Consider the following 23,637-nt stretch of genomic DNA (forward strand, 5'->3'; position numbering starts at 1 on the left):
CGCCCGGTTACATTCCGAACCCGGAAGCTAAGCCTCACAGCGCCGATGGTACTGCAGGGGGGACCCTGTGGGAGAGTAGGACGCCGCCGAACAATCATTCCAAAAAGACCCCCTCCGGTTCAGGAGGGGGTCTTTTTGCGTTAACGTCTCCCCACTACGTCCGAGCTCGGTGGAGAGGCACGAACCGTTGCAGAACCTGACGCTTACCTGGCAGTCCGCCGGGGGTACCGCGGCCGTGCTCTACGGGGGCTCGTACGTGGCGGCCCGGGTGCGGCGGCCCGGTGTCTCGACGGTCCTGCGGGAGGCCGGCACCCTGCTCGCGCTGTTCGCGCTCTGGCAGCTGGTCGGACGCCTCTCGCTGATGAGCACCGAACACGCCCTGGACCGGGCCCGCTGGATCCACCGGACGGAACTGGCGGTCGGACTGCCCGACGAAGCCTCCTGGCAGGCCGCGGTGACGCCGTACCCGGTACTGGTGAAGCTGGCGAACTACTACTACGCGTCGATGCACTTCACCGTGATGATCGCGGTGCTGGTCTGGGTCTTCCTCAGACACCGGGAGCGGTACGCCTGGGTGCGGAACACGGTGGTGATCACGACGGCGGTCTGTCTGGCCGTCCAGTTCATCCCGGTGGCGCCGCCCCGGATGCTGCCGGAGAAGGGGTTCGTCGACGTCGCGGCGGAGTACGGGCAGTCGGTGTACGGCGGTGGGGTCGGCGGGCTGGTGCAGGCCGCGCAGCTGTCGGCGATGCCGTCCGTCCATGTGGCGTGGTGCGTGCTGGTGGCGGTCGCGGTGGTGCGGGTCTCGCGGAGTCCGCTGCGGTGGTTGATGGTGCTGCACCCGGTGCTGACCGTCGCGGTCGTGGTGGTGACGGCCAACCACTTCTGGGCGGACGGCCTGGTCGCGGTGGCGATCCTGCTGCTGGCGTACGCGGCGCAGAGCGGCTTCGTGCGGTGGCGGGCCCGGAACACGGCGGACGTCCGGTCGGAGGCCGGACGGGACCGGGTGGGTGCCCGCGGCTGAGCGGGCACGCGGCATGCCGGTGGGCCGGGCCCCGTGGGGGGAGGGTCCGGTCCACCGGTGCACCCGCCGTTACTTGACCGGCAGGGCGTCACGGCCCCACGCGCTGTTGGTCAGCGACGCGGTGGCCCAGTACCAGGCCGCCAGCCCGGAGGCCGCAGCGATCCAGCCGGCCGCCTTGGCGAGGCCGCCGGAGGTGTTGAAGGTGGCGATCGCGGAGAGGAACAGCGAGACCGTCAGCAGGCCGTAGATCGCGCGGCTGAACAGACCCGCGTTCCAGCTGGCCGCGGTCAGGGTGAGTGCGAGCAGGGCCCACAGCAGCAGGAACAGGCCGGCCGCGTTCTTGCCGGCGCCGGAGGCGGTGGACCAGGTGGCCCAGAAGGCACCGAGGCTGGTGAAGGCCGTCCCGGTGAAGCCCTCGCCGCCGCGGAGCTGCCAGAGGCCGGCGACGAACAGGGTGATGCCGCCGAGGATGTGGGCGAGATGGGCCGAGTTCGCCGCGGCTGTGCCGCTGAACAGGCCGGTCGAGAGAACGCCATAGGCGAGGAGGGTCAGGCCGAGTGCGAGGTAACCGAGGTTACCCGCGTCGGCACCGGTGGAGCGGGCGTTCAGTGCCCCGGTAGCTTCATTGCTCACCGGAGGCTCCTTTCACTCATGGGCGCGCGCAAGGGCGCAGTGAACGCGGGTGAGTTTCGATGAGATGAAGGCGCGTGACCGCGCCGGGCGCGCACGGCTGGAGCGTGCGACGGCTGCGGTCAGAAAGCTGGCCAGCGAAAGAGCCGCTGGTCACGTCCCCTCCGGGGGATTCCCCGGTGAGATCGGTGTACCCACAGTGAGCGGGCTTGTACCCTTGTGAATCGCACATTTTGTGTCGACGGCCCGTCGCGGATCGTTCAGGCTGCGACAGTCCCGTGCGGGGTCGGGCTCAGGTGGTCCGCTGGGTGGGCACCCGCAGGGTGAGGATGGCCATGTCGTCGGACGGCGGCTCGGGCGCGAAGCGTTCGACCGCCCGCTGCACGCGCAGTGCGACCGCCCCGGCGGTGAGGCCGGTGCAGCCGGTGAGCACCTCGGCGAGGCCGTCGTCGCCGAGCATCCGCCGGCCCTCGCGGCGCTCGGTGACGCCGTCGGTGACGCAGAGCAGGACCTCGCCGGGCTGGAGCACCAGGTGCTCGGCGGTGAGGTCCAGGTCGTCCATGACGCCGAGCAGCGGCTGCGGGGTGGCAGCCCGGTCGACCCGGCCGTCGGTGCGCAGCCGCAGGGGCAGCGGATGGCCGGCGCAGACCATGGAGAGTTCGGTGCTGCCGTCGGGGCGGGGGGTCAGCTCGCCGTAGAGCAGGGTGAGGAAGCGGCTGCGCGAACCCTCGTCCAGGATCGCGGTGTTGAGCCGGCTGAGGACCTGCGGGGCGTCCAGGCCCTCGCGGGCGAGCAGCCGCAGCGAGTGCCGGGCGAGGCCGGTCACCGAGGCGGCCTCGGGGCCGGTGCCGCAGACGTCGCCGATGGCGAAGCCGTAGGTGCCCTCGCGGATCGGGAAGAGGTCGTAGAAGTCGCCGCCGACCTCGTTGCCCTCGCCGGCGGCCTGGTAGTAGACGTCCACCTCGACGCCCGGGATGTCGGGCAGGTCCGGCGGCAGCAGGCTGCGCTGCAGGGCCTGGCTGGTGGCCGTGCGCTCGGAGTAGAGCCGGGAGTTGTCCAGGGCGAGGGCGGCCCGGCGGGAGAGGTCCTCGGCGAGTTCCAGGACCTCCTGGCGGAACCGGACGCCGGCCGGGGTGCCGAGGGCGAGCAGGCCGATCACCCGGTTGCGGGCGGTCAGCGGCAGGACGACGGTCTCGCCGAGGAGGCCGCCGAGGCCGGGTTCGTCGGCGAAGCCGCTGCCGTCGGCGGTCTCGGTGGGGCCGGCCCAGAAGCGGGCGCCGTGGGTGGGGCCGGTGTCCGGGGCGGTGGTCTTGTCGAGCAGGGCGCGCAGCGGGTCGATCCGGTCCTCGTCCTCGTGCAGGACGAAGGCCAGCGAGGCGGGGGCGCCGTGGTCGCCGTTGGTGTAGACGGCGCACCAGGAGGCGAGGGTGGGGACGGCCATCTGCGCCATCAGGGCCAGGGTCTGCTCGTGTTCGAGGGTGCCGGCCAGCAGGTCGGAGGCCTCGACCAGGAAGGACAGCGAGCCGCGGCGCAGCCGTTCGAGCTCGGTGAGCCGGGTGGACTCGACGGCGAGGGCGAGCCGGTCGGCGGCGGACTGCAGCCGCAGCGCGTCCTCGTTGTCGTAGCGGCCGGGGGCGGCGGTGGCGATGCCGAGCGAGCCGATCAGCCGGCCCTCGACCTTGAGCGGGACGGTGAGCAGGGAGCGCAGTGCGCTGTCGTCCAGGACGGTCGGGCCGGTGGGCCGGGCGGCGAGGTCCTCGTGCACCGAGGGGAGGCGGGGTGAGTCGTAGCGGTTGCCGGTGTCGACCGGGAAGCGGGTGTGCGGCCGGATCGAGGAGGGCAGTCCGGTGGTGGCGCGGAGCTCGAACTCGGTCTCGTCCTCGGTGGTGAGCAGCAGGTAGGCGGCGTCGGCGTCGAGCAGGTCGCGGGCGCGTTCGACGGTGTGCTGCAGCAGGGTGTCGAGGTCCTCGCCGCTGCCGAGGCCGGCCAGCAGGTCGAGCCGGGGCGCGGGTTCGGCGCGGTCGCCGGGCAGGGCGCGGGCGGGGGAGCGCAGGACGGCGCGCTCGTCGTCGAGGACCAGCAGGCAGAGCGTGGACGGGGTGCCGTCGGTGTCGCGGAGGCGGACCTGGACGCCGTAGACGTCGGCGGTGGTGCCGTCGGCGCGGCGCAGTGCGTAGCCGCCCTCCCAGCGGGCGAGCCGGAGGGTGGCGGCGAGGCCGAGGCCGGCCTCGGCGGGCTGCGGCCAGACGGCGAGGTCGGCCCAGGGGCGGCCGAGCACGGTGTCGGCGGGGTGCTGGAAGAGTGCCTCGGCGTCGGGGTTCCAGGCGAGCACCCGGCCGTCGTCGTCGAGCTGGACGACGGCGACGTGCACCGGGCCGCTGCTGCGGGGCAGTTCGCTGCCGGGGGTGGCGGGCAGTGCGTAGCGGGTGCCGGCGGTGTGCGCGGGCAGCGCGAGCCGGAACCAGACGGTCTTGCGGCCGGAGCCGTACTCGACGCCCCAGCGTTCGGCCAGGGCGGCGCACATCAGCAGGCCCCGGCCGCCCTCGCCGTCGGCGTCGGCGTAGTGGTCGGAGGCGGTGGTGGGGACGTCGGCGAAGGTGGGCAGGCCGCGTTCGGGGTGGTGGTCGGTGACCTCGATCCTGACCGTGCCGTCCTCGCGCAGGCAGCAGACCTCGGCGGCGGTGCCGGCGTGCACGACGGCGTTGGTGACGAGTTCGCTGACCAGGACCACCGCGTCGTCGACGACCTCGGGCAGGCCCCAGCCCAGCAGCGCGTCCCGCACGAAGGCGCGGGCGGCGGAGGCCGACCGGCCCACGGGTTCGAAGGTGGCGGCTGCGCGCGCGGTGACCACGTTGCCACGTCTCCTCTGCTCTGGCCCTGGCTGCCCGGGGGTTCGGCCACGACTCCCGGTGCGTGCCGACGGGTGGCGGCGACGCTGGGGCGGGTCGGTGGCCCGGTGCAGCGCTCCACCCTACTTTCCGCTTGGTTCCCCGTGGGGGCGGGGAGTCGAAACAGGCACCGGAGGGTGATTCTGCCCACCCGTTTCGGACCGGGCCGGTACCAACCGAGCGCAACCGGTCTTGTACCGGGCGCGAGTGCTGCCAGACTGGGGGGTCCGCGATGTCCGTTCGGAGCAGTACGGTCGTTGCGGGTTCCGGTGGACCCGAGTGGCCCGCCGGGACGTACACCGGGACGGTTCCCGGCGGCGGGCCCCGGTGGGGCGCGGCCGCGGGGGCCCGGACAGTTCACGATCTGGGAGGGGCCCGTTGAGTTCGGCCACCAAGGACGCAACCGGTACGACGCCGCCCGCTCAGCGTGGCGGGCGGTCCGGGGCCGCGCCGCGGAGCGCGGCCGGCCGGCGTGCCAACCACAACCGCGGCGCCGAGCCGGCCGAGCTGCGCAAGCTGCTGGCCGCGCTGACGGCGATGCGGGACGGAAACTTCCGGCGCCGGCTGACGGTGCCCGGGGACGGACCGCTGGCGGAGATCGCCGCGGTGTTCAACGAGGTGGCGGAGCGCAACCAGCACCTGACGGGCGAGCTGGCCCGGGTGCGCCGCGCGGTGGGCCGCGAGGGCCGGCTGAACGAGCGGCTGGAGACCGGGGCCGGCGAGGGCGCCTGGATGGCGGCGGTCGACAACTGCAACGCGCTGATCGACGACCTGGCGCGGCCGATGGCCGAGGTGGGCCGGGTGCTCAGCTCGATCGCCGAGGGCGACCTGGACCAGAAGATGGAGCTGCGCTCGCTGCACAGCAACGGGGTGAGCCACCCGCTGCGCGGCGAGTACCTGAAGATCGGCCGCACGGTCAACGGCCTGGTGGACCAGCTGTCGGAGTTCACCGACGAGGTGACCCGGGTGGCCCGTGAGGTCGGCACCGAGGGCAAGCTGGGCGGCCAGGCGAAGGTGCGCAGCGTCTCCGGCAGTTGGAAGGACCTCGCGGACTCGGTCAACACCATGGCCGGCCGGCTGACCGCGCAGGTGCGCAACATCGCGCAGGTGACCACCGCGGTGGCCAAGGGCGACCTGTCCCGCAAGGTGACGGTCGAGGTGGCCGGCGAGATGCTGGAGCTGAAGAACACCGTCAACACGATGGTGGACCAGCTGAACGGCTTCGCGGCCCAGGTGACCAGGGTGGCCCGGGACGTGGGGACCGAGGGCCGGCTGGGCGGGCAGGCGCAGGTGCCGGGTGTCGCCGGGGTCTGGCGGGACCTCACCGATTCGGTGAACTTCATGGCGGACAACCTGACGGGTCAGGTCCGGAGCATCGCCCAGGTGACCACGGCGGTGGCGCGCGGCGACCTCTCGCAGAAGATCGAGGTGGACGCGCGCGGGGAGATCCTGGAGCTGAAGAACACCATCAACACGATGGTGGACCAGCTCTCGGGCTTCGCCGAGCAGGTGACCCGGGTGGCCCGCCAGGTGGGTACCGAGGGGCGGCTGGGCGGCCAGGCGCAGGTGCCGTGGGCGGCCGGGGTCTGGCGGGACCTCACCGACAACGTCAACTTCATGGCGAACAACCTCACCGACCAGGTGCGGAACATCGCCCAGGTGACCACGGCCGTCGCCCGGGGCGACCTCTCGCAGAAGATCCAGGTGGATGCCCGCGGGGAGATCCTGGAGCTGAAGAACACCATCAACACCATGGTCGACCAGTTGTCCGCCTTCGCGGACGAGGTGACCAGGGTGGCCCGGGACGTCGGCACCGAGGGCATCCTCGGCGGTCAGGCGAGCGTGCCGGGGGTGTCCGGCACCTGGAAGGACCTCACCAACAGCGTCAACCTGATGGCCAACAACCTGACCAGCCAGGTCCGCAACATCGCCGAGGTGACCACCGCGGTGGCCCGCGGGGACGTCTCGAAGAAGATCACCGTCGATGCCCGGGGCGAGATCCTGGAGCTGGTCACCACCGTGAACACCATGGTGGACCAGCTGTCGGCGTTCGCCGACGAGGTCACCCGGGTGGCGCGCGAGGTGGGTACCGAGGGCAACCTCGGCGGCCAGGCCCGGGTGCGCGGGGTGTCGGGCATCTGGAAGGACCTGACCGACAACGTCAACTTCATGGCCTCGAACCTCACCAGCCAGGTGCGGAACATCGCCGAGGTGGCGACGGCGGTGGCCTCGGGGGACCTCTCCAAGAAGATCACCATCGAGGCGCAGGGCGAGGTCGCGGCGCTGGCCGGGACGCTCAACACCATGGTGGACCAGCTGTCCGCGTTCGCGGTGGAGGTCACCCGGGTGGCCCGCGAGGTGGGTACCGACGGCATCCTGGGCGGTCAGGCGGGGGTGCCGGGCGTGGCCGGCATCTGGAAGGACCTGACCGACAACGTCAACCTGATGGCCAACAACCTGACCGGTCAGGTGCGGAACATCGCGCTGGTGATCACGGCGGTGGCGCGCGGCGACCTCTCGCAGAAGATCGACGTCGACGCGCGCGGCGAGATCCTGGAGCTCAAGACCAGCATCAACACCATGGTGGACCAGCTGTCGGCGTTCGCCGACGAGGTCACCCGGGTCGCCCGCGAGGTGGGTACCGACGGGCGGCTCGGCGGCCAGGCCCGGGTGCCGGGGGTGGACGGCACCTGGCAGGACCTCACCGAGTCCGTCAACGAGCTGGCGAACAACCTCACCCGGCAGGTGCGCGCGATCGCGCAGGTCGCCACCGCGGTGACCCGGGGCGACCTGTCGCTGCGGATCGACGTGGACGCCGCCGGCGAGCTCGACGAGCTCAAGGACAACATCAACCAGATGATCGCCAACCTGCGCGAGACCACCCGCACCAACCAGGAGCAGGACTGGCTGAAGACCAACCTGGCCCGGATCTCCGGTCTGCTGCAGGGCCGGCGCGATCTGGAGGCGGTGGCCTCGCTGATCATGACCGAGCTCACCCCGGTGGTCTCGGCCCAGCACGGCGCCTTCTTCCTCGCCCAGCCGGCCGGCCGCACCGCCGAGCTGATCACGGAGGACGACGACGAGAACGACACCGTGCTGCGGCTGATCGGCAGCTACGGGTACCAGCGCCGGGCGATGCCGACCACCTTCCACCCCGGTGAGTCGCTGATCGGCCAGGCCGCGGTGGAGAAGCGGGCGATCATCCTCAAGGAGGCGCCGCCCGGGTACCTGAAGATCGCCTCCGGTCTGGGCGAGGCCTCGCCGGCCCACATCGTGGTGCTGCCGGTGCTGTTCGAGGGCCGGCTGCTCGGGGTGATCGAGCTGGCGACCTTCAGCTCCTTCACCACCGTCGCGCTGGACTTCCTGAACCAGATCGCCGACCTCATCGGCGTCACCGTCAACACCATCAGCGTCAACACCAAGACCGAGGGCCTGCTGCTGGAGTCCCAGCGGCTGACCGCCGAACTCTCGATGCGGTCGGCGGAGTTGGAGGCGCGCCAGGAGGAACTGGAGCGCACCAACGAGGAGTTGCAGGAGAAGGCCGAGCAACTCGCGCAGCAGAACCGCGACATCGAGATCAAGAACAGCGAGATCGAGGAGGCGCGGCAGGTTCTGGAGGAGCGCGCCGAACAGCTCGCGCTGGCCTCCCGGTACAAGAGCGAGTTCCTCGCCAACATGTCGCACGAGCTGCGCACCCCGCTGAACTCGCTGCTGATCCTGGCCAAGCTGCTCTCCGACAACAACGAGGGCAACCTCTCGCCCAAGCAGGTCGAGTTCGCCGACACCATCCACGGCGCCGGGTCCGACCTGCTCCAGCTGATCAACGACATCCTCGACCTGTCCAAGGTGGAGGCGGGCAAGATGGACGTCCGGCCGGCCCGGATCGCCCTGGTCCAGCTGGTCGACTACGTCGAGGCGACGTTCCAGCCGGTCGCGCTGGACAAGAACCTGGAGTTCGAGGTGCGGGTCTCGCCGGCCCTGCCGGTCACCCTGCACACCGACGAGCAGCGGCTCCAGCAGGTGCTGCGCAACCTCATCTCCAACGCGGTGAAGTTCACCGACACCGGGGCCGTGGACTTCTCGATCAGCCCGGCGGGCGGGGGCGTGCCGCAGCACGTGCGCGAGCAGCTGCTGGAGGCGGGCGCGATCGAGGGGCCGGACGATCCGCTGATCGCCTTCACCGTGTCGGACACCGGGATCGGCATCCCGGGCGACAAGCTGCGGGAGATCTTCGAGCCGTTCCGGCAGGCCGACGGCACCACCAGCCGCAAGTACGGCGGCACCGGTCTCGGGCTGTCGATCAGCCGGGAGATCGCCCGGCTGCTCGGCGGCGAGATCCACGCCGAGAGCGAGTTGGGCAAGGGCTCGACCTTCACCCTCTACCTGCCGCTGCGCACCGAGGCCCCGGGTTCCGGTGGCCAGGCTCCGAGCGCGCCCGCGCTGCGCGCCTCGGTCGGGGTGACCCCGGTCGGGACGCCGGTGCCGGTGGGGGAGAACCCGGCCGAGCACTGGGCGCAGGAGGTGCGCGAGCTGGTCGAGGTCCGCCGCCGGGGCGCGGTCGAGCGCCGCCGCGGCGCGGCCCTGGACGTGCCGTCCGCCGGGGGCCGGTCCACCCCGGCCCGGCCCGCCGGCCTCCGCCCGGCCGAGGGGCGGGCGGGCGAGGGGCGCACCCTGGAGACCGCTCCTGCGGTCCGGCCCGCCGGGCGCGGCGACATCCGGTTCGACGGCGAGCAGGTGCTGATCGTCGACGACGACGTGCGCAATGTGTTCGCCCTCACCAGCGTGCTGGAGCAGCACGGCCTGACCGTGCTGTACGCGGAGAACGGCCGTGAGGGCATCGAGATGCTGGAGCAGCACGAGAACGTGGCGCTGGTCCTGATGGACATCATGATGCCGGAGATGGACGGCTACGCGACCACCGAGGCGATCCGGCGGATGCCGCAGTTCGCGGGTCTGCCGATCATCGCGCTGACCGCCAAGGCGATGAAGGGCGACAAGGAGAAGTCCTTGGCGGCCGGTGCCACCGACCACATCACCAAGCCGGTGGAGACCGACCACCTGCTGTCGGTGATGCACGACTGGCTCACCCTCCGGAAGCCGTGACCGCCGGAAGTCCCGACCGCCGGAAGTCCTGAGTGGCGGAAGTCCCGACCGCGGGGTCTCCGGGGCCCACCGGGCCCCGGAGAAGGCCGAGTTCGGCCCGTTCGAATGGCGGGGGCGTGAATCCCGGAGTACGCTCCGGGGTTCACGCCGGTGGGTGGGCGGTTTGCTGGCGGGGAGGGTCGGGAACCGGGTAGGGTCACCGATCGTTGCGAACAGTGACCGAGTGACGACTCGCTGGTGAGCGTACGCCGGTGCACTGGCTGCGCACGCTCCGGATCCGGACGCGACGGAGCGGTGTGCCGGGCGAGGGGGTGCGGCTAGCATGACCGGGGTAGTGGTGGGCAGTACGCGGGTGCCTTCCCCAGGTAGGCAGGCGACAGGAGGGCGCGTCGTAATGCAGAAGGCGAAGATCCTCCTGGTCGACGACCGGCCGGAGAATCTCCTGGCACTGGAGGCGATCCTCTCGGCGCTGGACCAGACGCTGGTGCGGGCGGCCTCCGGCGAGGAGGCGCTCAAGGCGCTGCTCACCGACGATTTCGCGGTGATCCTGCTGGACGTCCAGATGCCGGGGATGGACGGTTTCGAGACCGCCGCCCACATCAAGCGCCGCGAGCGCACCCGGGACATCCCGATCATCTTCCTGACCGCGATCAACCACGGGCCGCACCACACCTTCCGCGGCTACGCGGCCGGCGCGGTCGACTACATCTCGAAGCCCTTCGACCCCTGGGTGCTGCGCGCCAAGGTCTCGGTCTTCGTCGATCTCTACATGAAGAACTGCCAGCTGAAGGAGCAGGCCGCGCTGCTGCGGCTGCAGCTGGAGGCGACCGGTGCCGAGCCCGCCATCGGCGGCGCGCTGCTCGGCGAGCTGTCGGCCCGGCTGGCCGCCGTCGAGGAGCAGGCCGAGTCGCTGACCAAGCAGCTGGACGGCACCGAGGACGGCGGGGTGGCGGCCACCGCGGCGCACCTGGAGCGCAAGCTGACCGGACTCCGGCGGGCGCTGGACGCCCTGCGCCCCGGTACCGACTGAGGCACGGCCGGCCCGGGCCCGAAGGTGGCCGGCCGGCCCCTCGGCGCTCGCCCGTCCGGGTGAACCGGACCGGTGTGACGGTGTGTCTGCGACACGTCCGGGCACCCCGGACGGACGACGTGGGCACAGCTCGCATGCCCCGGTAGGCTGCTGACCCATGGCCACACGCACGCCCGGAAGCGCGGCACGCAACCCGAGTCCGGGACCGTCCAAGAAGGCCGCGGCGAAGGCTCCGGCCAAGCCGCCAGCGAAGAAGGCGGCCGCCAAGAAGGCAGCCCCGGCGAAGAAGACGGCGGCCAAGCAGGCCCCGCCGCCGCCCCCGCCCCGGCCGATACTCTTCCGGGCCGTGCGCGCCGTCTGGCTCGGCGCGGCGCACAGCATCGGAGCGGTCTTCCGCGGCTTCGGCGACGGCGCGAAGAACCTCGACCCGGCGCACCGCAAGGACGGCATCGGCCTGCTGCTGTTCGCGCTGGCCCTGGTGACCGCCGCCGGCACCTGGTTCAGCCCGCAGGGCTGGCTGGGCGAGGCGGCCACCAACGTGGTCTCCGGCCTGTTCGGCCGGCTCGATGCGCTGGTGCCCTTCCTGCTGGCCGCGGTGGCGGTCCGGCTGCTGCGCCACCCCGAGCTGCCGGAGGCCAACGGGCGGATCATGATCGGCCTGAGCACCCTGCTGGTCGGGGTGCTCGGCCTGGTCCACATCGGCTGCGGCGCGCCCGTGATGGGCAGTGGCGCGACCCGGATAAGGACCGCCGGCGGGATCATCGGCTGGGCCGCGTCCACCCCGATGATGGCCGCCGCCGGGCCGGCCCTCGCGGTGCCGCTGCTCCTGCTGCTCGCCTTCTTCGGCCTGCTGGTCACCACCGCCACCCCGGTCAACCGGATCCCGGAGCGGATCCGCGCGGCCGGCGTCCGGCTCGGGGTGGTCGAGGCCGGTCCTCAGGACACCGGGGCCGAGGGGCGCACGCCGGAGCGCGAGCTCTCCCACGAGCCGCCGGAGGACGCCGATCCCTCGGCGCTGCCCTTCACCGTGGACACCGACGGTGACGACCCGACGGACGAGGTGGCCGCCCGCCGGCGCCGCCGCAGGCGCAGGCCGGAGCCGGCCGAGGTGCCCGCCGACGAGCCGGACATGTTCTCCAAGGAGGCCCTGGACCCGTACGCCACCCGGGACATCGCGGCAGGCGCCGCCGCCGACCTGGACGGCGCGCTGGTCTACGGCGTGCCCGCCTCCTCGGCGGTGGCGGACATGATGCACCAGGTGCAGGACCGCACCGCCCCGCCGGAGGAGCCCGCCGTCCCGGCCGCCAGGACCGGCGGCGCCGGCCCCGGCGCCCCCGAGGAGCACGGCCCGGCACCGGCCCGGATGGAGCAGCTCCAACTCTCCGAGAGCCTCGGCTACGCGCTGCCCTCGCTCGACCTGCTGGAGCGCGGCGGCCCGGCCAAGGCCCGCAGCGCCCTCAACGACGAGGTGGTGGCCCAGCTCACCGGGACCTTCGGCGAGTTCAAGGTGGACGCCAGGGTGACCGGCTTCACCCGCGGCCCGACGGTCACCCGCTACGAGGTCGAGCTCGGCCCGGCCGTCAAGGTCGAGCGGATCACCGCGCTGGCCAAGAACATCGCCTACGCGGTGGCCAGTCCGGACGTGCGGATCATCAGCCCGATCCCGGGCAAGTCCGCGGTCGGCATCGAGATCCCGAACCGGGACCGGGAGATGGTCAACCTCGGCGACCTGCTGCGCTCGCGCACCGCCGCCGAGGACACCCACCCGATGGTGGTCGGCATGGGCAAGGACGTCGAGGGCCACACCGTGATGGCCAACCTCGCCAAGATGCCGCACATCCTGGTGGCCGGCGCGACCGGCGCGGGCAAGTCGTCCTGCATCAACTGCCTGATCACCTCGATCCTCGCCCGGGCCACCCCGGACGAGGTGCGGATGGTGCTGGTCGACCCCAAGCGGGTCGAGCTGACCGCCTACGAGGGCATCCCGCACCTCATCACGCCGATCATCACCAATCCGAAGAAGGCCGCCGAGGCCCTCCAGTGGGTGGTCCGCGAGATGGACCTGCGCTACGACGACCTCGCCGCGTTCGGTTTCCGCCACGTGGACGACTTCAACGCGGCGGTCCGGGCCGGCACCGTCACCCCGCCGCTCGGCAGCGAGCGCGAGCTGACCCCGTACCCGTACCTGCTGGTGATCGTCGACGAGCTGGCCGACCTGATGATGGTCGCGCCGCGCGACGTCGAGGACTCGGTGGTCCGGATCACCCAGCTCGCCCGCGCGGCCGGCATCCACCTGGTGCTGGCCACCCAGCGGCCCTCGGTGGACGTGGTCACCGGCCTGATCAAGGCCAATGTGCCGTCCCGACTGGCCTTCGCCACCTCGGCGATGGCCGACTCCCGGGTCATCCTGGACCAGCCCGGCGCGGAGAAGCTGATCGGCAAGGGCGACGCGCTGTTCCTGCCGATGGGGGCGAGCAAGCCGATCCGGATGCAGGGCGCCTTCGTCACCGAGGCCGAGATCGCCGCGGTGGTGAAGCACTGCAAGGAGCAGTCCTCGGTCGCCTACCGCGCGGACGTGACGGTCGGCGGCGGGCCGAAGAAGGAGATCGACGAGGAGATCGGCGACGACCTGGAGCTGCTGATCCAGGCGGCCGAGCTGGTCGTCTCCACCCAGTTCGGCTCCACCTCGATGCTGCAGCGCAAGCTGCGGGTCGGTTTCGCCAAGGCCGGCCGGCTGATGGACCTGATGGAGTCGCGCGGCATCGTCGGGCCGAGCGAGGGCTCCAAGGCGCGCGACGTACTGGTGAAGCCGGACGAGCTGGACGGGGTGATCGTCTCCATCCGCGGCTGACGGCGCCGCGGCGGCCCGGGGGTGCGCCAGGGGATGCGCCCGGGGGTGTGATCGGGCCAGGGGGTGTGTTCACCCGTTCGGACCGGGGTAGGCGGCGGGTGCGGAACCGATCGGGTGCGGACGGCGTCCCACGGGCAACGGACGATGCGCCACCCCGGCACGGGGGTCCCGGAGACGGCGGCCCCCGTACCGACGGACAGTCAGTGCACGCCCGGCCCCCGGCGGGGGCGGGCGAGCGCATTCGGGCCTGTTCCGCTTGAGAAACGATCCGCTCGCGCCCCTAGACTGTTCCCCAGCAGGTGGCCAACCGCTCGAAAGGCGTGCACCGTGACCATCGGCAAGTCCCCCGACCGCGAGAACGCCCCGTCGTCCGCGCTGCCCTCCGGCACCGCGGAACAGGCGGCCGATGCGCCGAGCATCGGCCGGGTGCTGTCCGCCGCCCGGATCGACGCCGGGCTCACGGTGGATCAGGTGAGCAGTGCGACCCGCGTGCGGGTGCCGATCGTGCACGCCATCGAGGAGGACGACTTCGGTCGCTGCGGTGGTGACTTCTACGCCCGCGGCCACATCCGCGCGATCGCCCAGCTGGTCCGCGTCGACGGCGAGGCCCTGGTGGCCCGCTACGACGCCGCGCACGGCGGCTCCCCGGCCTCCAAGCGGCCCACCGAGCTGATCGAGAGCGGCCCGATCAAGGTCCCCGGCCGGGGCCGCCCGAACTGGACGGCGGCGATGGTCGCCGCGATCGTCGCGGTCGTCGGAGTGATCGGCTTCAACCTGGTGAGCGGCAAGTCCGGCACCGGCACCACCGGCTCCGCCAGCGCCCCGCTGCCCTCGGGCTCCGGCACCGGCTCGGTCGCCGCGGTGACCCCGGCGCCCACCCCGACGGTCCAGCCGCCCGCGCCGGCGCCCAGCGCCGCCGCGATCGCCGCCGCCCCGGCCGACAAGGTCACCGTGAAGCTGGTCGCCGAGAAGGACACCAGCTGGGTCTCGGCGGTGGACGGCACCGGGAAGTCGCTGTTCCAGAACAACATCGGTGAAGGTCAGGACCAGACCTTCACCGACCCCAAGCAGATCAAGCTGGTGATCGGCAACGCCGGCGCCGTGCACGTGTACGTCAACGGCAAGGACCTCGGTCCGGCGGGCAAGAACGGCCAGGTGGTGCACGTCACGTACACCCCCGGCGACCCGCAGGCGGGCTGATGGCGAGGGGCGTCCGACCGGTCGGGAACCCGGCCGGAGGTAACGCGTGGCCTCCGGGGCGAACGGCTTCGGCGGCCGCGCGTTAATCTTGGCCCTATGCCTGATCGCCGTACTGTCGCCCTTGTCACGCTCGGATGCGCCCGCAACGAGGTGGACTCCGAGGAACTCGCCGGGCGACTGGAGGCCGACGGCTGGTTGCTCGTGGACGACGCAGCCGAAGCCGACGTCGCCGTCGTCAACACCTGTGGCTTCGTCGAGGCCGCCAAGAAGGACTCCGTCGACGCCCTCCTGGAGGCCAACGACCTCAAGGGTCACGGCCGCACCCAGGCCGTCGTCGCGGTCGGCTGCATGGCCGAGCGCTACGGCAAGGAGCTGGCCGACGCGCTGCCCGAGGCCGACGGTGTGCTCGGCTTCGACGACTACTCGGACATCTCCGACCGTCTGCAGACCATCCTGTCCGGCGGCCACCACGCCCCGCACCTGCCGCGCGACCGCCGCAAGCTGCTCCCGCTGAGCCCCGTCGAGCGCCAGGCCGCCGCCGCCGAGGTGGCCGTGCCCGGTCACGGTGCCCCCGAGGACCTGCCGGACGGCCTCGCACCCGCCTCCGGTCCGCGCACCCTGCGCAAGCGCCTGGACGACAACCCGGTCGCCTCCGTCAAGCTCGCCTCCGGCTGCGACCGGCGCTGCTCGTTCTGCGCCATCCCGGCCTTCCGGGGCTCGTTCATCTCCCGCCGTCCCTCGGACGTGCTGCACGAGGCCCAGTGGCTCGCCGGGGAGGGCGTCCGCGAGGTCGTCCTGGTCAGCGAGAACAACACCTCGTACGGCAAGGACCTCGGCGACATCCGACTGCTGGAGACCCTGCTCGGCGAGGTCGCCTCGGTCGAGGGCGTGGAGCGGGTCCGGGTGTCCTACCTCCAGCCCGCCGAGATGCGTCCCGGGCTGATCGACGCCATGACCGGCACCGCGGACGTGGTGCCCTACTTCGACCTGTCGTTCCAGCACTCCGCGCCGGCCGTGCTGCGGCGGATGCGGCGCTTCGGCTCCACCGACCAGTTCCTGGAGCTGCTCGGCTCGATCCGCGGCAAGGCCCCGCAGGCCGGCGCCCGGTCCAACTTCATCGTCGGCTTCCCCGGCGAGACCGAGGCGGACTTCGCCGAGCTGGAGCGCTTCGTGACCCACGCCGGGCTGGACGCGATCGGCGTCTTCGGCTACTCGGACGAGGACGGCACCGAGGCGGCCGGCTACGACGGCAAGCTGCCGGAGGACGTGGTCGCCGACCGCCTGGCCCGGCTCACCCGGCTCGCCGAGGAGATGACCGCCCAGCGCGCCGAGCAGCGGATCGGCACCGAGGTCGAGGTGCTGGTCGAGTCGGTCGACGGGGACGTGGTCGAGGGCCGTGCCGCCCACCAGGCCCCCGAGACGGACGGCCTCACCACCCTGCTCGGGGTCGAGGACCCCGAGGTCGGGCAGTTCTACCGGGCCCGGGTCGTCGCCAGCGAGGGCGTCGACCTGGTCGCCGAGGCGCTGGAGCAGGTGCGGGTCCGCCGGGCGCCCGGAGTCGGGGCATGACCCAGGGGCCCGGCGCCCCGGCCGCGGCCCACCCGGGCAGACCGGCGGCCGTGGCGCCGCCGGCGCCGGGGATCTGGAACATCGCGAACGTGCTGACCATGGTCCGGCTGCTGCTGGTCCCGGTCTTCGTCACCCTGCTGTTCGCCGACGGCGGGCACGACCCCAAGTGGCGCTCGGTGGCCTGGGCCTCCTTCGCGGTCGCGATGATCACCGATCTGTTCGACGGCGAGCTGGCCCGGCGCAAGGGCCTGGTCACCGACTTCGGCAAGATCGCCGATCCGATCGCGGACAAGACGATCATGGGCGCGGCGCTGATCGGGCTCTCGGTGCTGGGGGACCTCCCCTGGTGGATCACCGTGGTGATCCTGGCCCGCGAGCTCGGCATCACGCTGATGCGGTTCTGGGTGATCCGCTTCGGCGTGATCCCGGCCAGCCGGGGCGGCAAGATCAAGACGCTCACCCAGGGCATCGCGGTCGGCATGTACGTGCTGGAGCTGGACGGCTGGCTGGCCACCGCCAGGGCCCTGCTGATGGGGGTCGCGGTACTGCTGACCGTCGGCACCGCACTGGACTACGTGGGGCAGGCACTGCGCCTGCGCCGGGAGGGTCTGGCCGCGCGGCGCACGACCGGGTGAACCCGGTCGCGAAGCGGCCCCCCGACGGTCCTCCGGGCCCACAATGGCGGGTACTCCGGGGTGGGCCCGGGGGAGTGCGAGGGAGGGACGTCGGGATGAGCGGCGGAGCCGGGGCGGCTGATTCCGGGCCGGGGGACTTCGGGCCGGCGGACTTCGGGCTGGCCGAGCGGGTGCATGCCGGGCTGCGGGCGGAGGGCGGCACGGTGGCCGTCGCGGAGTCGCTGACCGGCGGACTGCTGGCGGCCGCGCTGGTGGACGTCCCGGGGGCCTCCGCGACCTTCCGGGGCTCGGTGACCGCGTACGCGACCGAGCTGAAGGCCTCGGTGCTCGGGGTCGACGAGGGACTGCTGGCGGTCCACGGCCCGGTCCACCCGGTGGTGGCCCGACAGATGGCCGAAGGCGTGCGGAAGCTGCTCGGCGCCACCTACGGGCTCGCGACCACCGGAGTGGCCGGCCCGGAGCCCCAGGACGGGCAGCCGGTCGGCACGGTACACCTCGCGGTGGCCGGCCCGGGGGGAAGTCTGGTCAGTTCGCCACGGTTGTCGGGGGAGCGTGCCACAATCCGTCACAGGGCGGTGACCGCCGCTCTGGAGCTGCTCGTCGGGCGGCTCCCGTCCGGTACGTCCACGCACTGAGCGTCGTCCGCACTGTCGTCACCGTGCCTCCGACCGTCCACGCACCACCTCCGACCCGGCTCCCGCCGACGGCCGCTCGCAGGATCTCCACCGAACCGAGATCCGCCGAACTGGCGTGCGGGCATCGGACAACTGCAGGATCGTGTTACATCGGAGGCCCTGGTTGGGCAGAAACCAGGTGGCGAACGAGTGGCGCGGCGGTGACCCGGTGCCGCCCGGAGGGCACGACGGGGTGCCCATCGGCCCGGGCGCGACACCGAAACAGGGGAGGGGACAGCCTTGCAGCCCAGAGTGAACACGACCATGGTCCCCGCACGCGAAGCGGGCAAGGCGGTACGGTGGGGGCGTGACATCTCGATCCGCAGTCCGAGGAGGGAGGCACCGATGATCCTGCTCCGTCGCCTACTGGGCGATGTACTGCGTCGGCAGCGCCAGCGCCAGGGCCGCACACTCCGCGAGGTGTCGGCGGCAGCCAGGGTTTCGCTCGGATACCTCTCCGAGGTCGAGCGGGGACAGAAGGAGGCCTCCTCGGAGCTGCTCTCCGCCATCTGCGACGCACTCGACGTCCGGATGTCCGAGGTCATGCGCGAGGTCAGCGACGAACTGTCGCTCGCCGAACTTGCGGCGATGGCCACCCTCTCCGAAGGTGAACTGCTGAGGCCGGTGCTCGAACCGGTACCGCTGCCGGCCCCCGGTGCCGACCGGGCGAACATGTCGCCCAAGGCCGCCGCGATGGACGTGGTCGCCGCCTGACCCGGCCTCGGAGCGGGCCGTCTGCGGCCCGGGTCGAGCGAAGGAGGCGGTCGTGCGGAATGCGGCGGCGATGCGTGCCGGGGCCCGAATACGGCTCCGGTGGGTGCGGTCCAGGTGGGTCCCGGTGGTGCTGGCTCTCCTGACGGTCCTGGCCGTCGGGTCCGGCTGGTGGCTGTCGAGGGGCGCCGGACGGCTGCCCGACGGGGCGATGCTGGGACTGCTGGCGGCCGGAGGCTGGGGCCTCGGGCTGATCCCGGTCCATGCCGACCGGTGGTCCACCGGCCCCTCGCGGCGCCGGACGGCCGAGCCGATCGGACCAGTGGAGGCCGAGTCTCCGACCGGGTGAACAGAACGCGGACGAGGGCCGCGGGACTTCGAGTCCCGCGGCCCTCGTCGTATGTCCGTGAGTGTCCGTTGACCGGAGTCGGGCGTTCCCCGGCCTCGGGCCGGGTGCTTTTCGGCCGCTTCCGGATGTTTTCCGGCCCCCTTGCGCCGGTGCCGCAGGTACTCCGCTCAGGGGCGCAGCCGGAGACCGCGCGGGGTGGGGTGGAAGCCCGCCTCCTCCAGGGCGCCGCCGAGCGCGGAGCCGAGGGCGGGCTCGCCGTTGGCCCGCTCGACGGTCACGCTGCCCAGTGCCCCGGACCGGGCCGCCCCGGCCAGCGCGGCCGCCGCGGCGGCGAGTGTCGCTTCGTCCTCCGGCCAGGCCAGCAGGGACTTGCCGCCGCGCTCGACGTACAGGCACAGCTCGCCGTCGACCAGGACCACCAGGGCGCCGGCCTTACGGCCGGGCCGGTGCGCCTTGCCCGAGGTCTCGGCGGCCCCGGCGGGCGGCTCGGGCCAGGGCAGTGCGGCCCCGTAGGCGTTGGCCGGATCCGCGGCGGCCAGCACCAGCGCCTGCGGGGGCTCGGCGGCCGGGGCGGCCGGCCACTCCACGCCCCGGGCCCGCTCCAGCCGGCCGTTGACCGAGCGCAGCCGGTCGGCGGCGCCCTCCATGGCGAACTGGGCGCCGCCCAGCCCCTCGACGAAGTAGCCCCGGCGGGCCCGGCCGCGCTCCTCCATGGCGGAGAGCACCCGGTAGACCCCGGCGAAGCCGCCCGGGACCCGCTCGGCGACGACCGTGCCCCGGGTGAGCAGGCCGTGCCGGTCCAGCAGGCCCTGGGCCTGGGCGGTGGCCCGCAGGGTGGGGTCGGCGGTGAACGGGGGCAGCAGCGACCAGCGCCCGCCCACCGTCGGCGGGCCGCTGCGCAGGGCTCCGCCGAGTCTGCCCTGGGACCGGCCGGCGCCGCCGTAACGGCCGCGCGGGGTGGCCCGGGGCGCCCGGTGCGCGGTGGCGCCGGCCGTCCGCCCGGAGCCGAGCAGGGCCCGCAGCGGGGCCAGGGTGTCGTTGCTGACGTAGCCGGCCCAGACGAGGTCCCACAGGGCCTCGACGATCTCGGGCTCGGGCGTCTCCGGGAGGTGCGCGACCAGTTGGCGGAAGAACAGGCCGTAGCCGCCGGCCAGCGCCTCCAGCAGGGCGGTGTGCACCGGGGTGACGGTGGGCGGGACGGGCTCGGGCCGCAGCAGATGGGCGTTCTCGGCCAGGTGCAGGCTGATCCAGCCGTCCTTGCCGGGGAGCGCGCCCGCGCCGGCCCAGCCGATCTCGCCGGCCGCCGTCAGCTCGTCGAGCAGGCCGGGGGAGTAGTCGCTCAGCCGGGCCGGGAGGATCAGCTTCTCCAGCGCGGAGGCGGGCAGGGCGGCGCCCTGGAGCTGCTCGACCACCCGGAGCAGGCCGTCCGGTCCGCGCAGCCGGTGGCCGGCCAGGTGCTGCCACTGCGGCAGGAAGGCGGCCAGGGCGCGGGGCGGGACGGGCTCGACCTCCTGGCGCAGGGCCGCCAGCGAACGGCGGCGCAGTCGGCGCAGCACCTCGGCGTCGCACCACTCGACCGCGCCGGTGTGCCCGTCGGCAGGGGCGGCCCGCAGTGCTTCCGGAGCGGGGTGGTGGGCGACGGTCGGGCGGAACTCGCCCTGGACCAGGCGGCCGGCGGCGGTGAGCCGGTGCAGGGTGCCGGTGACCACGGCGCTGCCGAGGCCGAAGCGGGCGGCGGCCTCGGCGGCGGTGAACGGGCCGTGGGTGCGGGCGTGCCGGGCGAGCAGGTCGCCGAGCGGGTCCTTGACCGGTTCGGTGAAGGCCTCCGGCACACCGACCGGGAGCGGGGTGCCGACGGCGTCGCGCAGCCGGCCGGCGTCCTCGACGGCGGACCAGCGCAGCTCGCCGGCGATCCGGACCTGGATCACCCGGCGGGCGGCCTCGAGTTCGAGGGCCAGCAGGGGTTCGGCGCCGCGGGCGGTCAGCTCGGCCTCGCTCAGCGGGCCGAGCAGGCGCAGCGCGTCGGCGACCCCCTCGGCGTCCTTGATCCGGCGCTCGGGGGTGAGCCGCTGGAGTTCGGCCTCCAGCTCGGCGAGGACCTCCGGGTCGAGCAGCTCCCGCAGCTCGGCCTGGCCGAGGAGTTCGGACAGCAGCCGGGAGTCGAGCGAGAGGGCGGCGGCGCGGCGCTCGGCGAGCGGGGAGTCGCCCTCGTAGAGGAACTGCGCGACATAGCCGAAGAGCAGTGAGCGGGCGAACGGGGAGGGCTCGGGGGTGGTGACCTCGACCAGGCGGACGGCCCGGGATTCGAGGTCGCCCATCAGCTCGACCAGGCCGGGGACGTCGAAGACGTCCTGGAGGCACTCGCGGACGGCCTCCAGGACGATCGGGAAGGAGCCGTACTCGGCGGCGACCTCCAGCAGCTGGGCGGCGCGCCGGCGCTGCTGCCAGAGCGGGGTGCGCTTGCCGGGGCTGCGGCGGGGGAGCAGCAGGGCGCGGCCGGCGCACTCGCGGAAGCGGGAGGCGAACAGGGCGGAGCCGCCGACCTGGTCGGTGACCAGCTGCTCGATCTCCTGCGGGTCGAACAGGGTGGCGTCGGCGCCGACCGGGGCGTCGTCGGTGACCGGTCCGGCGGCGGAGCCCGGTGCGGCGGTGGGGCCGCCGAAGTCGAAGTCGGGCGAGAGCAGGTCGGCGTCGGGCAGCCGGAGCACGATGCCGTCGTCCGCGTGCATGACCTGCGGGTCGAGGCCGTGCTTCTCGCGCAGCCGGGCGGCCAGGGCGAGCGCCCAGGGGGCGTGCACCTGGGCGCCGAACGGGGAGTGGACGACGATCCGCCAGTCCCCCAGCTCGTCGCGGAAGCGCTCGACCACGATGGTGCGGTCGTCGGGGAGGTGGCCGCAGGCGGCGCGCTGCTCGGCGAGGTAGTCGAGCAGATTGGCGGCGGCCCAGTCGTCCAGACCGGCCCGCTTCAGCCGCTCGGTGGCGGCCGCCGGGTCGAGTGCGCCGAGCTCGCGGGTGAAGGCGCCGAGGGCGCGGCCGAGTTCGAGCGGGCGGCCGAGGGTGTCGCCCTTCCAGAACGGCAGCCGGCCGGGGATCCCGGGAGCGGGGGTGACCAGCACCTTGTCGTGGGTGATGTCCTCGATCCGCCAGGAGGTGGTGCCGAGGGTGAAGACGTCGCCGACCCGGGACTCGTAGACCATCTCCTCGTCGAGCTCGCCCACCCGGCGCCCGCCGGCGCCCTTCTTGTCGTCGGTGCCGGCGATGAAGACGCCGAACAGGCCCCGGTCGGGGATGGTGCCGCCGGAGGTGACGGCGAGCCGCTGGGCGCCGGGGCGGCCGGTGACGGTGCCGGCCACCCGGTCCCAGACCAGGCGGGGGCGCAGCTCGGCGAAGGCGTCGGAGGGGTAGCGGCCGGCCAGCATGTCGAGCACCGCGTCGAAGGCGGACTGCGGCAGGGTCGCGAACGGCGCGGCCCGGCGGACCAGGGCGAGCAGCTCGTCGACCTGCCAGGTGTCCATCCCGGTCATCGCGACCAGCTGCTGCGCGAGGACGTCGAGCGGGTTGCGCGGGATGCGCAGCGCCTCGATCCGGCCGGCCCGCATCCGCTCGGTGACCACGGCGGACTGGACGAGGTCGCCCCGGTACTTGGGGAAGACGACGCCGGTGGAGACGGCGCCGACCTGGTGGCCGGCCCGCCCGACCCGCTGGAGGCCGGAGGCGACCGAGGGCGGGGACTCGACCTGGACCACCAGCTCGACGGCGCCCATGTCGATGCCCAGCTCCAGGCTGGAGGTGGCGACCACGGCGGGCAGCCGCCCGGCCTTGAGCTCCTCCTCGACCAGGGCGCGCTGCTCCTTGGAGACCGAGCCGTGGTGGGCCCGGGCGATCACGGGCGGGGCGCCGCGGGCGGCGCCGGAGCCGCCCATCAGCAGGGCGGGGGAGTGCGCCTCCGGCGGCGGGGTGCCGCCGGCCCGCTCCAGGGCGATCTCGTTCAGCCGGTTGCAGAGCCGCTCGGCGAGGCGACGGGAGTTGGCGAAGACGATGGTCGAGCGGTGGGCCTGGACGAGGTCGACGATGCGCTCCTCGACGTGCGGCCAGATGGACGCCTTCCGCTGCGGGTCCTCGCCACCGGCGGCGCCGGTCGCGGGGGCGGCGGGCAGGTCGTCGAGATCGGGAACGGGGACCACCACGGAGAGGTCGAACTCCTTGGTGGCGGGCGGCTGGACCACCTCGGCGCCGCGCCCGGGGCTGAGGAAGCGGGCCACCTCCTCGACCGGGCGGACGGTGGCGGACAGGCCGATCCGCCGGGCCGGGCGGTCGAGCAGTTCGTCCAGCCGCTCCAGGGAGAGGGCGAGGTGGGCGCCGCGCTTGGTGCCGGCGACGGCGTGCACCTCGTCCAGGATCACCGTGTCCACGCCGCGCAGGGCCTCCCGGGCGGCGGAGGTGAGCAGCAGGAAGAGCGACTCGGGGGTGGTGATGAGGATGTCCGGCGGGTGGGTGGCGAAGCGCCGGCGGTCGGCGGCCGGGGTGTCGCCGGAGCGGATGCCGACCTGGACCTCCGGCTCGGGCAGGCCGAGCCGGACGGCGGCCTGGCGCAGGCCGGCCAGCGGGGCGCGGAGGTTGCGCTCGACGTCCACCGCGAGGGCCTTGAGCGGGGAGATGTAGAGGACCCGGCAGCGGCGGCCGGGCTCGGCCGGGGGCGGGGTGCTGCTGAGCCGGTCCAGCGCGGAGAGGAAGGCCGCGAGGGTCTTGCCGGAGCCGGTGGGGGCGACCACGAGCACGTCGGTGTCCCGGCCGATGGCGCGCCAGGCCTCGGCCTGGGCGGCGGTCGGCGCGGAGAAGGCGCCCGTGAACCAGGCCCGGGTGGCCGGGGCGAAGCCGGCCAGCGGGTCGGCCGGGGGCGGGGTCGGGTGCTCGGTCGCCATGCCCCCATGGTGCCGGGTGGCACTGACAACGCGGGCCGGGCGGTGGGCGGG

General features: G+C 73.4%; 13 protein-coding genes and 1 rRNA gene. 11 read left to right on the forward strand and 3 right to left on the reverse strand.

Annotated elements, in window-relative coordinates; all coding sequences use genetic code 11:
- Window positions 1-92, forward strand: a 5S ribosomal RNA gene (gene rrf / locus ADK60_RS11415); the annotation flags it as partial.
- A gap of 95 nt (window positions 93-187) precedes the next feature.
- Window positions 188-1,024, forward strand: coding sequence for a phosphatase PAP2 family protein (locus tag ADK60_RS11420; RefSeq protein WP_079008254.1), 837 nt, complete (start codon window positions 188-190; stop codon window positions 1,022-1,024).
- Between the two features lie 69 nt (window positions 1,025-1,093).
- Here ADK60_RS11420 and ADK60_RS11425 read toward each other — a convergent pair whose 3' ends face one another.
- A complete protein-coding gene (locus ADK60_RS11425) occupies window positions 1,094-1,657 on the reverse strand; it encodes an acetate uptake transporter (protein ID WP_079008255.1) in 564 nt (187 codons plus the stop codon).
- A 289-nt stretch (window positions 1,658-1,946) separates the two neighbouring features.
- Window positions 1,947-4,505, reverse strand: coding sequence for a SpoIIE family protein phosphatase (locus ADK60_RS11430; RefSeq protein ID WP_053645378.1), 2,559 nt, complete (start codon window positions 4,503-4,505; stop codon window positions 1,947-1,949).
- Between the two features lie 544 nt (window positions 4,506-5,049).
- Here ADK60_RS11430 and ADK60_RS11435 point away from each other — a divergent pair.
- The 9 genes from ADK60_RS11435 (at window position 5,050) to ADK60_RS11475 (ending at window position 18,664) form a co-directional block, all read left to right on the forward strand.
- On the forward strand, window positions 5,050-9,645 hold the full coding sequence (locus tag ADK60_RS11435) for a HAMP domain-containing protein (protein WP_286185272.1): 4,596 nt from the start codon (window positions 5,050-5,052) through the stop codon (window positions 9,643-9,645).
- A gap of 394 nt (window positions 9,646-10,039) precedes the next feature.
- The gene (locus ADK60_RS11440) at window positions 10,040-10,675 is read left to right on the forward strand and encodes a response regulator (protein WP_030396687.1); all 636 of its coding nucleotides are present in this window, start codon (window positions 10,040-10,042) and stop codon (window positions 10,673-10,675) included.
- Window positions 10,676-10,832: 157 nt separating this feature from the next.
- The gene (locus tag ADK60_RS11445; protein WP_053645380.1) at window positions 10,833-13,526 is read left to right on the forward strand and encodes an FtsK/SpoIIIE family DNA translocase; all 2,694 of its coding nucleotides are present in this window, start codon (window positions 10,833-10,835) and stop codon (window positions 13,524-13,526) included.
- Between the two features lie 327 nt (window positions 13,527-13,853).
- Complete coding sequence (locus ADK60_RS11450) at window positions 13,854-14,726, forward strand: helix-turn-helix domain-containing protein (RefSeq protein ID WP_078896523.1); 873 nt, start codon at window positions 13,854-13,856, stop codon at window positions 14,724-14,726.
- 96 nt (window positions 14,727-14,822) lie between these two features.
- The gene (gene rimO / locus ADK60_RS11455) at window positions 14,823-16,295 is read left to right on the forward strand and encodes a 30S ribosomal protein S12 methylthiotransferase RimO (RefSeq protein ID WP_045940220.1); all 1,473 of its coding nucleotides are present in this window, start codon (window positions 14,823-14,825) and stop codon (window positions 16,293-16,295) included.
- A complete protein-coding gene (gene pgsA / locus ADK60_RS11460) occupies window positions 16,292-16,930 on the forward strand; it encodes a CDP-diacylglycerol--glycerol-3-phosphate 3-phosphatidyltransferase (protein WP_030396683.1) in 639 nt (212 codons plus the stop codon). Before rimO ends, pgsA begins: the two co-directional genes overlap by 4 nt.
- Before the next feature lie 95 nt (window positions 16,931-17,025).
- Window positions 17,026-17,565, forward strand: coding sequence for a CinA family protein (locus ADK60_RS11465; RefSeq protein WP_079008256.1), 540 nt, complete (start codon window positions 17,026-17,028; stop codon window positions 17,563-17,565).
- A 384-nt stretch (window positions 17,566-17,949) separates the two neighbouring features.
- Window positions 17,950-18,318 carry a helix-turn-helix domain-containing protein gene (locus ADK60_RS11470; RefSeq protein ID WP_045940221.1) on the forward strand — a complete coding sequence of 123 codons (369 nt, stop codon included), beginning with the start codon at window positions 17,950-17,952 and terminating at the stop codon, window positions 18,316-18,318.
- A 124-nt stretch (window positions 18,319-18,442) separates the two neighbouring features.
- Entirely contained in the window at window positions 18,443-18,664 is a 222-nt protein-coding gene (locus tag ADK60_RS11475) for a hypothetical protein (RefSeq protein WP_053645382.1), read from the forward strand.
- A 167-nt stretch (window positions 18,665-18,831) separates the two neighbouring features.
- Here ADK60_RS11475 and ADK60_RS11480 read toward each other — a convergent pair whose 3' ends face one another.
- Window positions 18,832-23,586 carry an Lhr family ATP-dependent helicase gene (locus ADK60_RS11480; protein WP_053645384.1) on the reverse strand — a complete coding sequence of 1,585 codons (4,755 nt, stop codon included), beginning with the start codon at window positions 23,584-23,586 and terminating at the stop codon, window positions 18,832-18,834.
- Between the last annotated feature and the right edge of the window lie 51 nt (window positions 23,587-23,637).

Source organism: Streptomyces sp. XY431 (genome assembly GCF_001279805.1).
Taxonomy (GTDB): Bacteria; Actinomycetota; Actinomycetes; order Streptomycetales; family Streptomycetaceae; genus Kitasatospora; species Kitasatospora purpeofusca.

Coding starts and splice junctions, on each gene's coding strand:
- ADK60_RS11440 (WP_030396687.1), top strand. CDS start 10,040: ATGCAGAAGGCGAAGATCCTCCTGGTCGACGACCGGCCGGAGAATCTC.
- ADK60_RS11445 (WP_053645380.1), top strand. CDS start 10,833: ATGGCCACACGCACGCCCGGAAGCGCGGCACGCAACCCGAGTCCGGGA.
- rimO (WP_045940220.1), top strand. CDS start 14,823: ATGCCTGATCGCCGTACTGTCGCCCTTGTCACGCTCGGATGCGCCCGC.
- pgsA (WP_030396683.1), top strand. CDS start 16,292: ATGACCCAGGGGCCCGGCGCCCCGGCCGCGGCCCACCCGGGCAGACCG.
- ADK60_RS11465 (WP_079008256.1), top strand. CDS start 17,026: ATGAGCGGCGGAGCCGGGGCGGCTGATTCCGGGCCGGGGGACTTCGGG.
- ADK60_RS11470 (WP_045940221.1), top strand. CDS start 17,950: ATGATCCTGCTCCGTCGCCTACTGGGCGATGTACTGCGTCGGCAGCGC.
- ADK60_RS11480 (WP_053645384.1), bottom strand. CDS start 23,586: ATGGCGACCGAGCACCCGACCCCGCCCCCGGCCGACCCGCTGGCCGGC.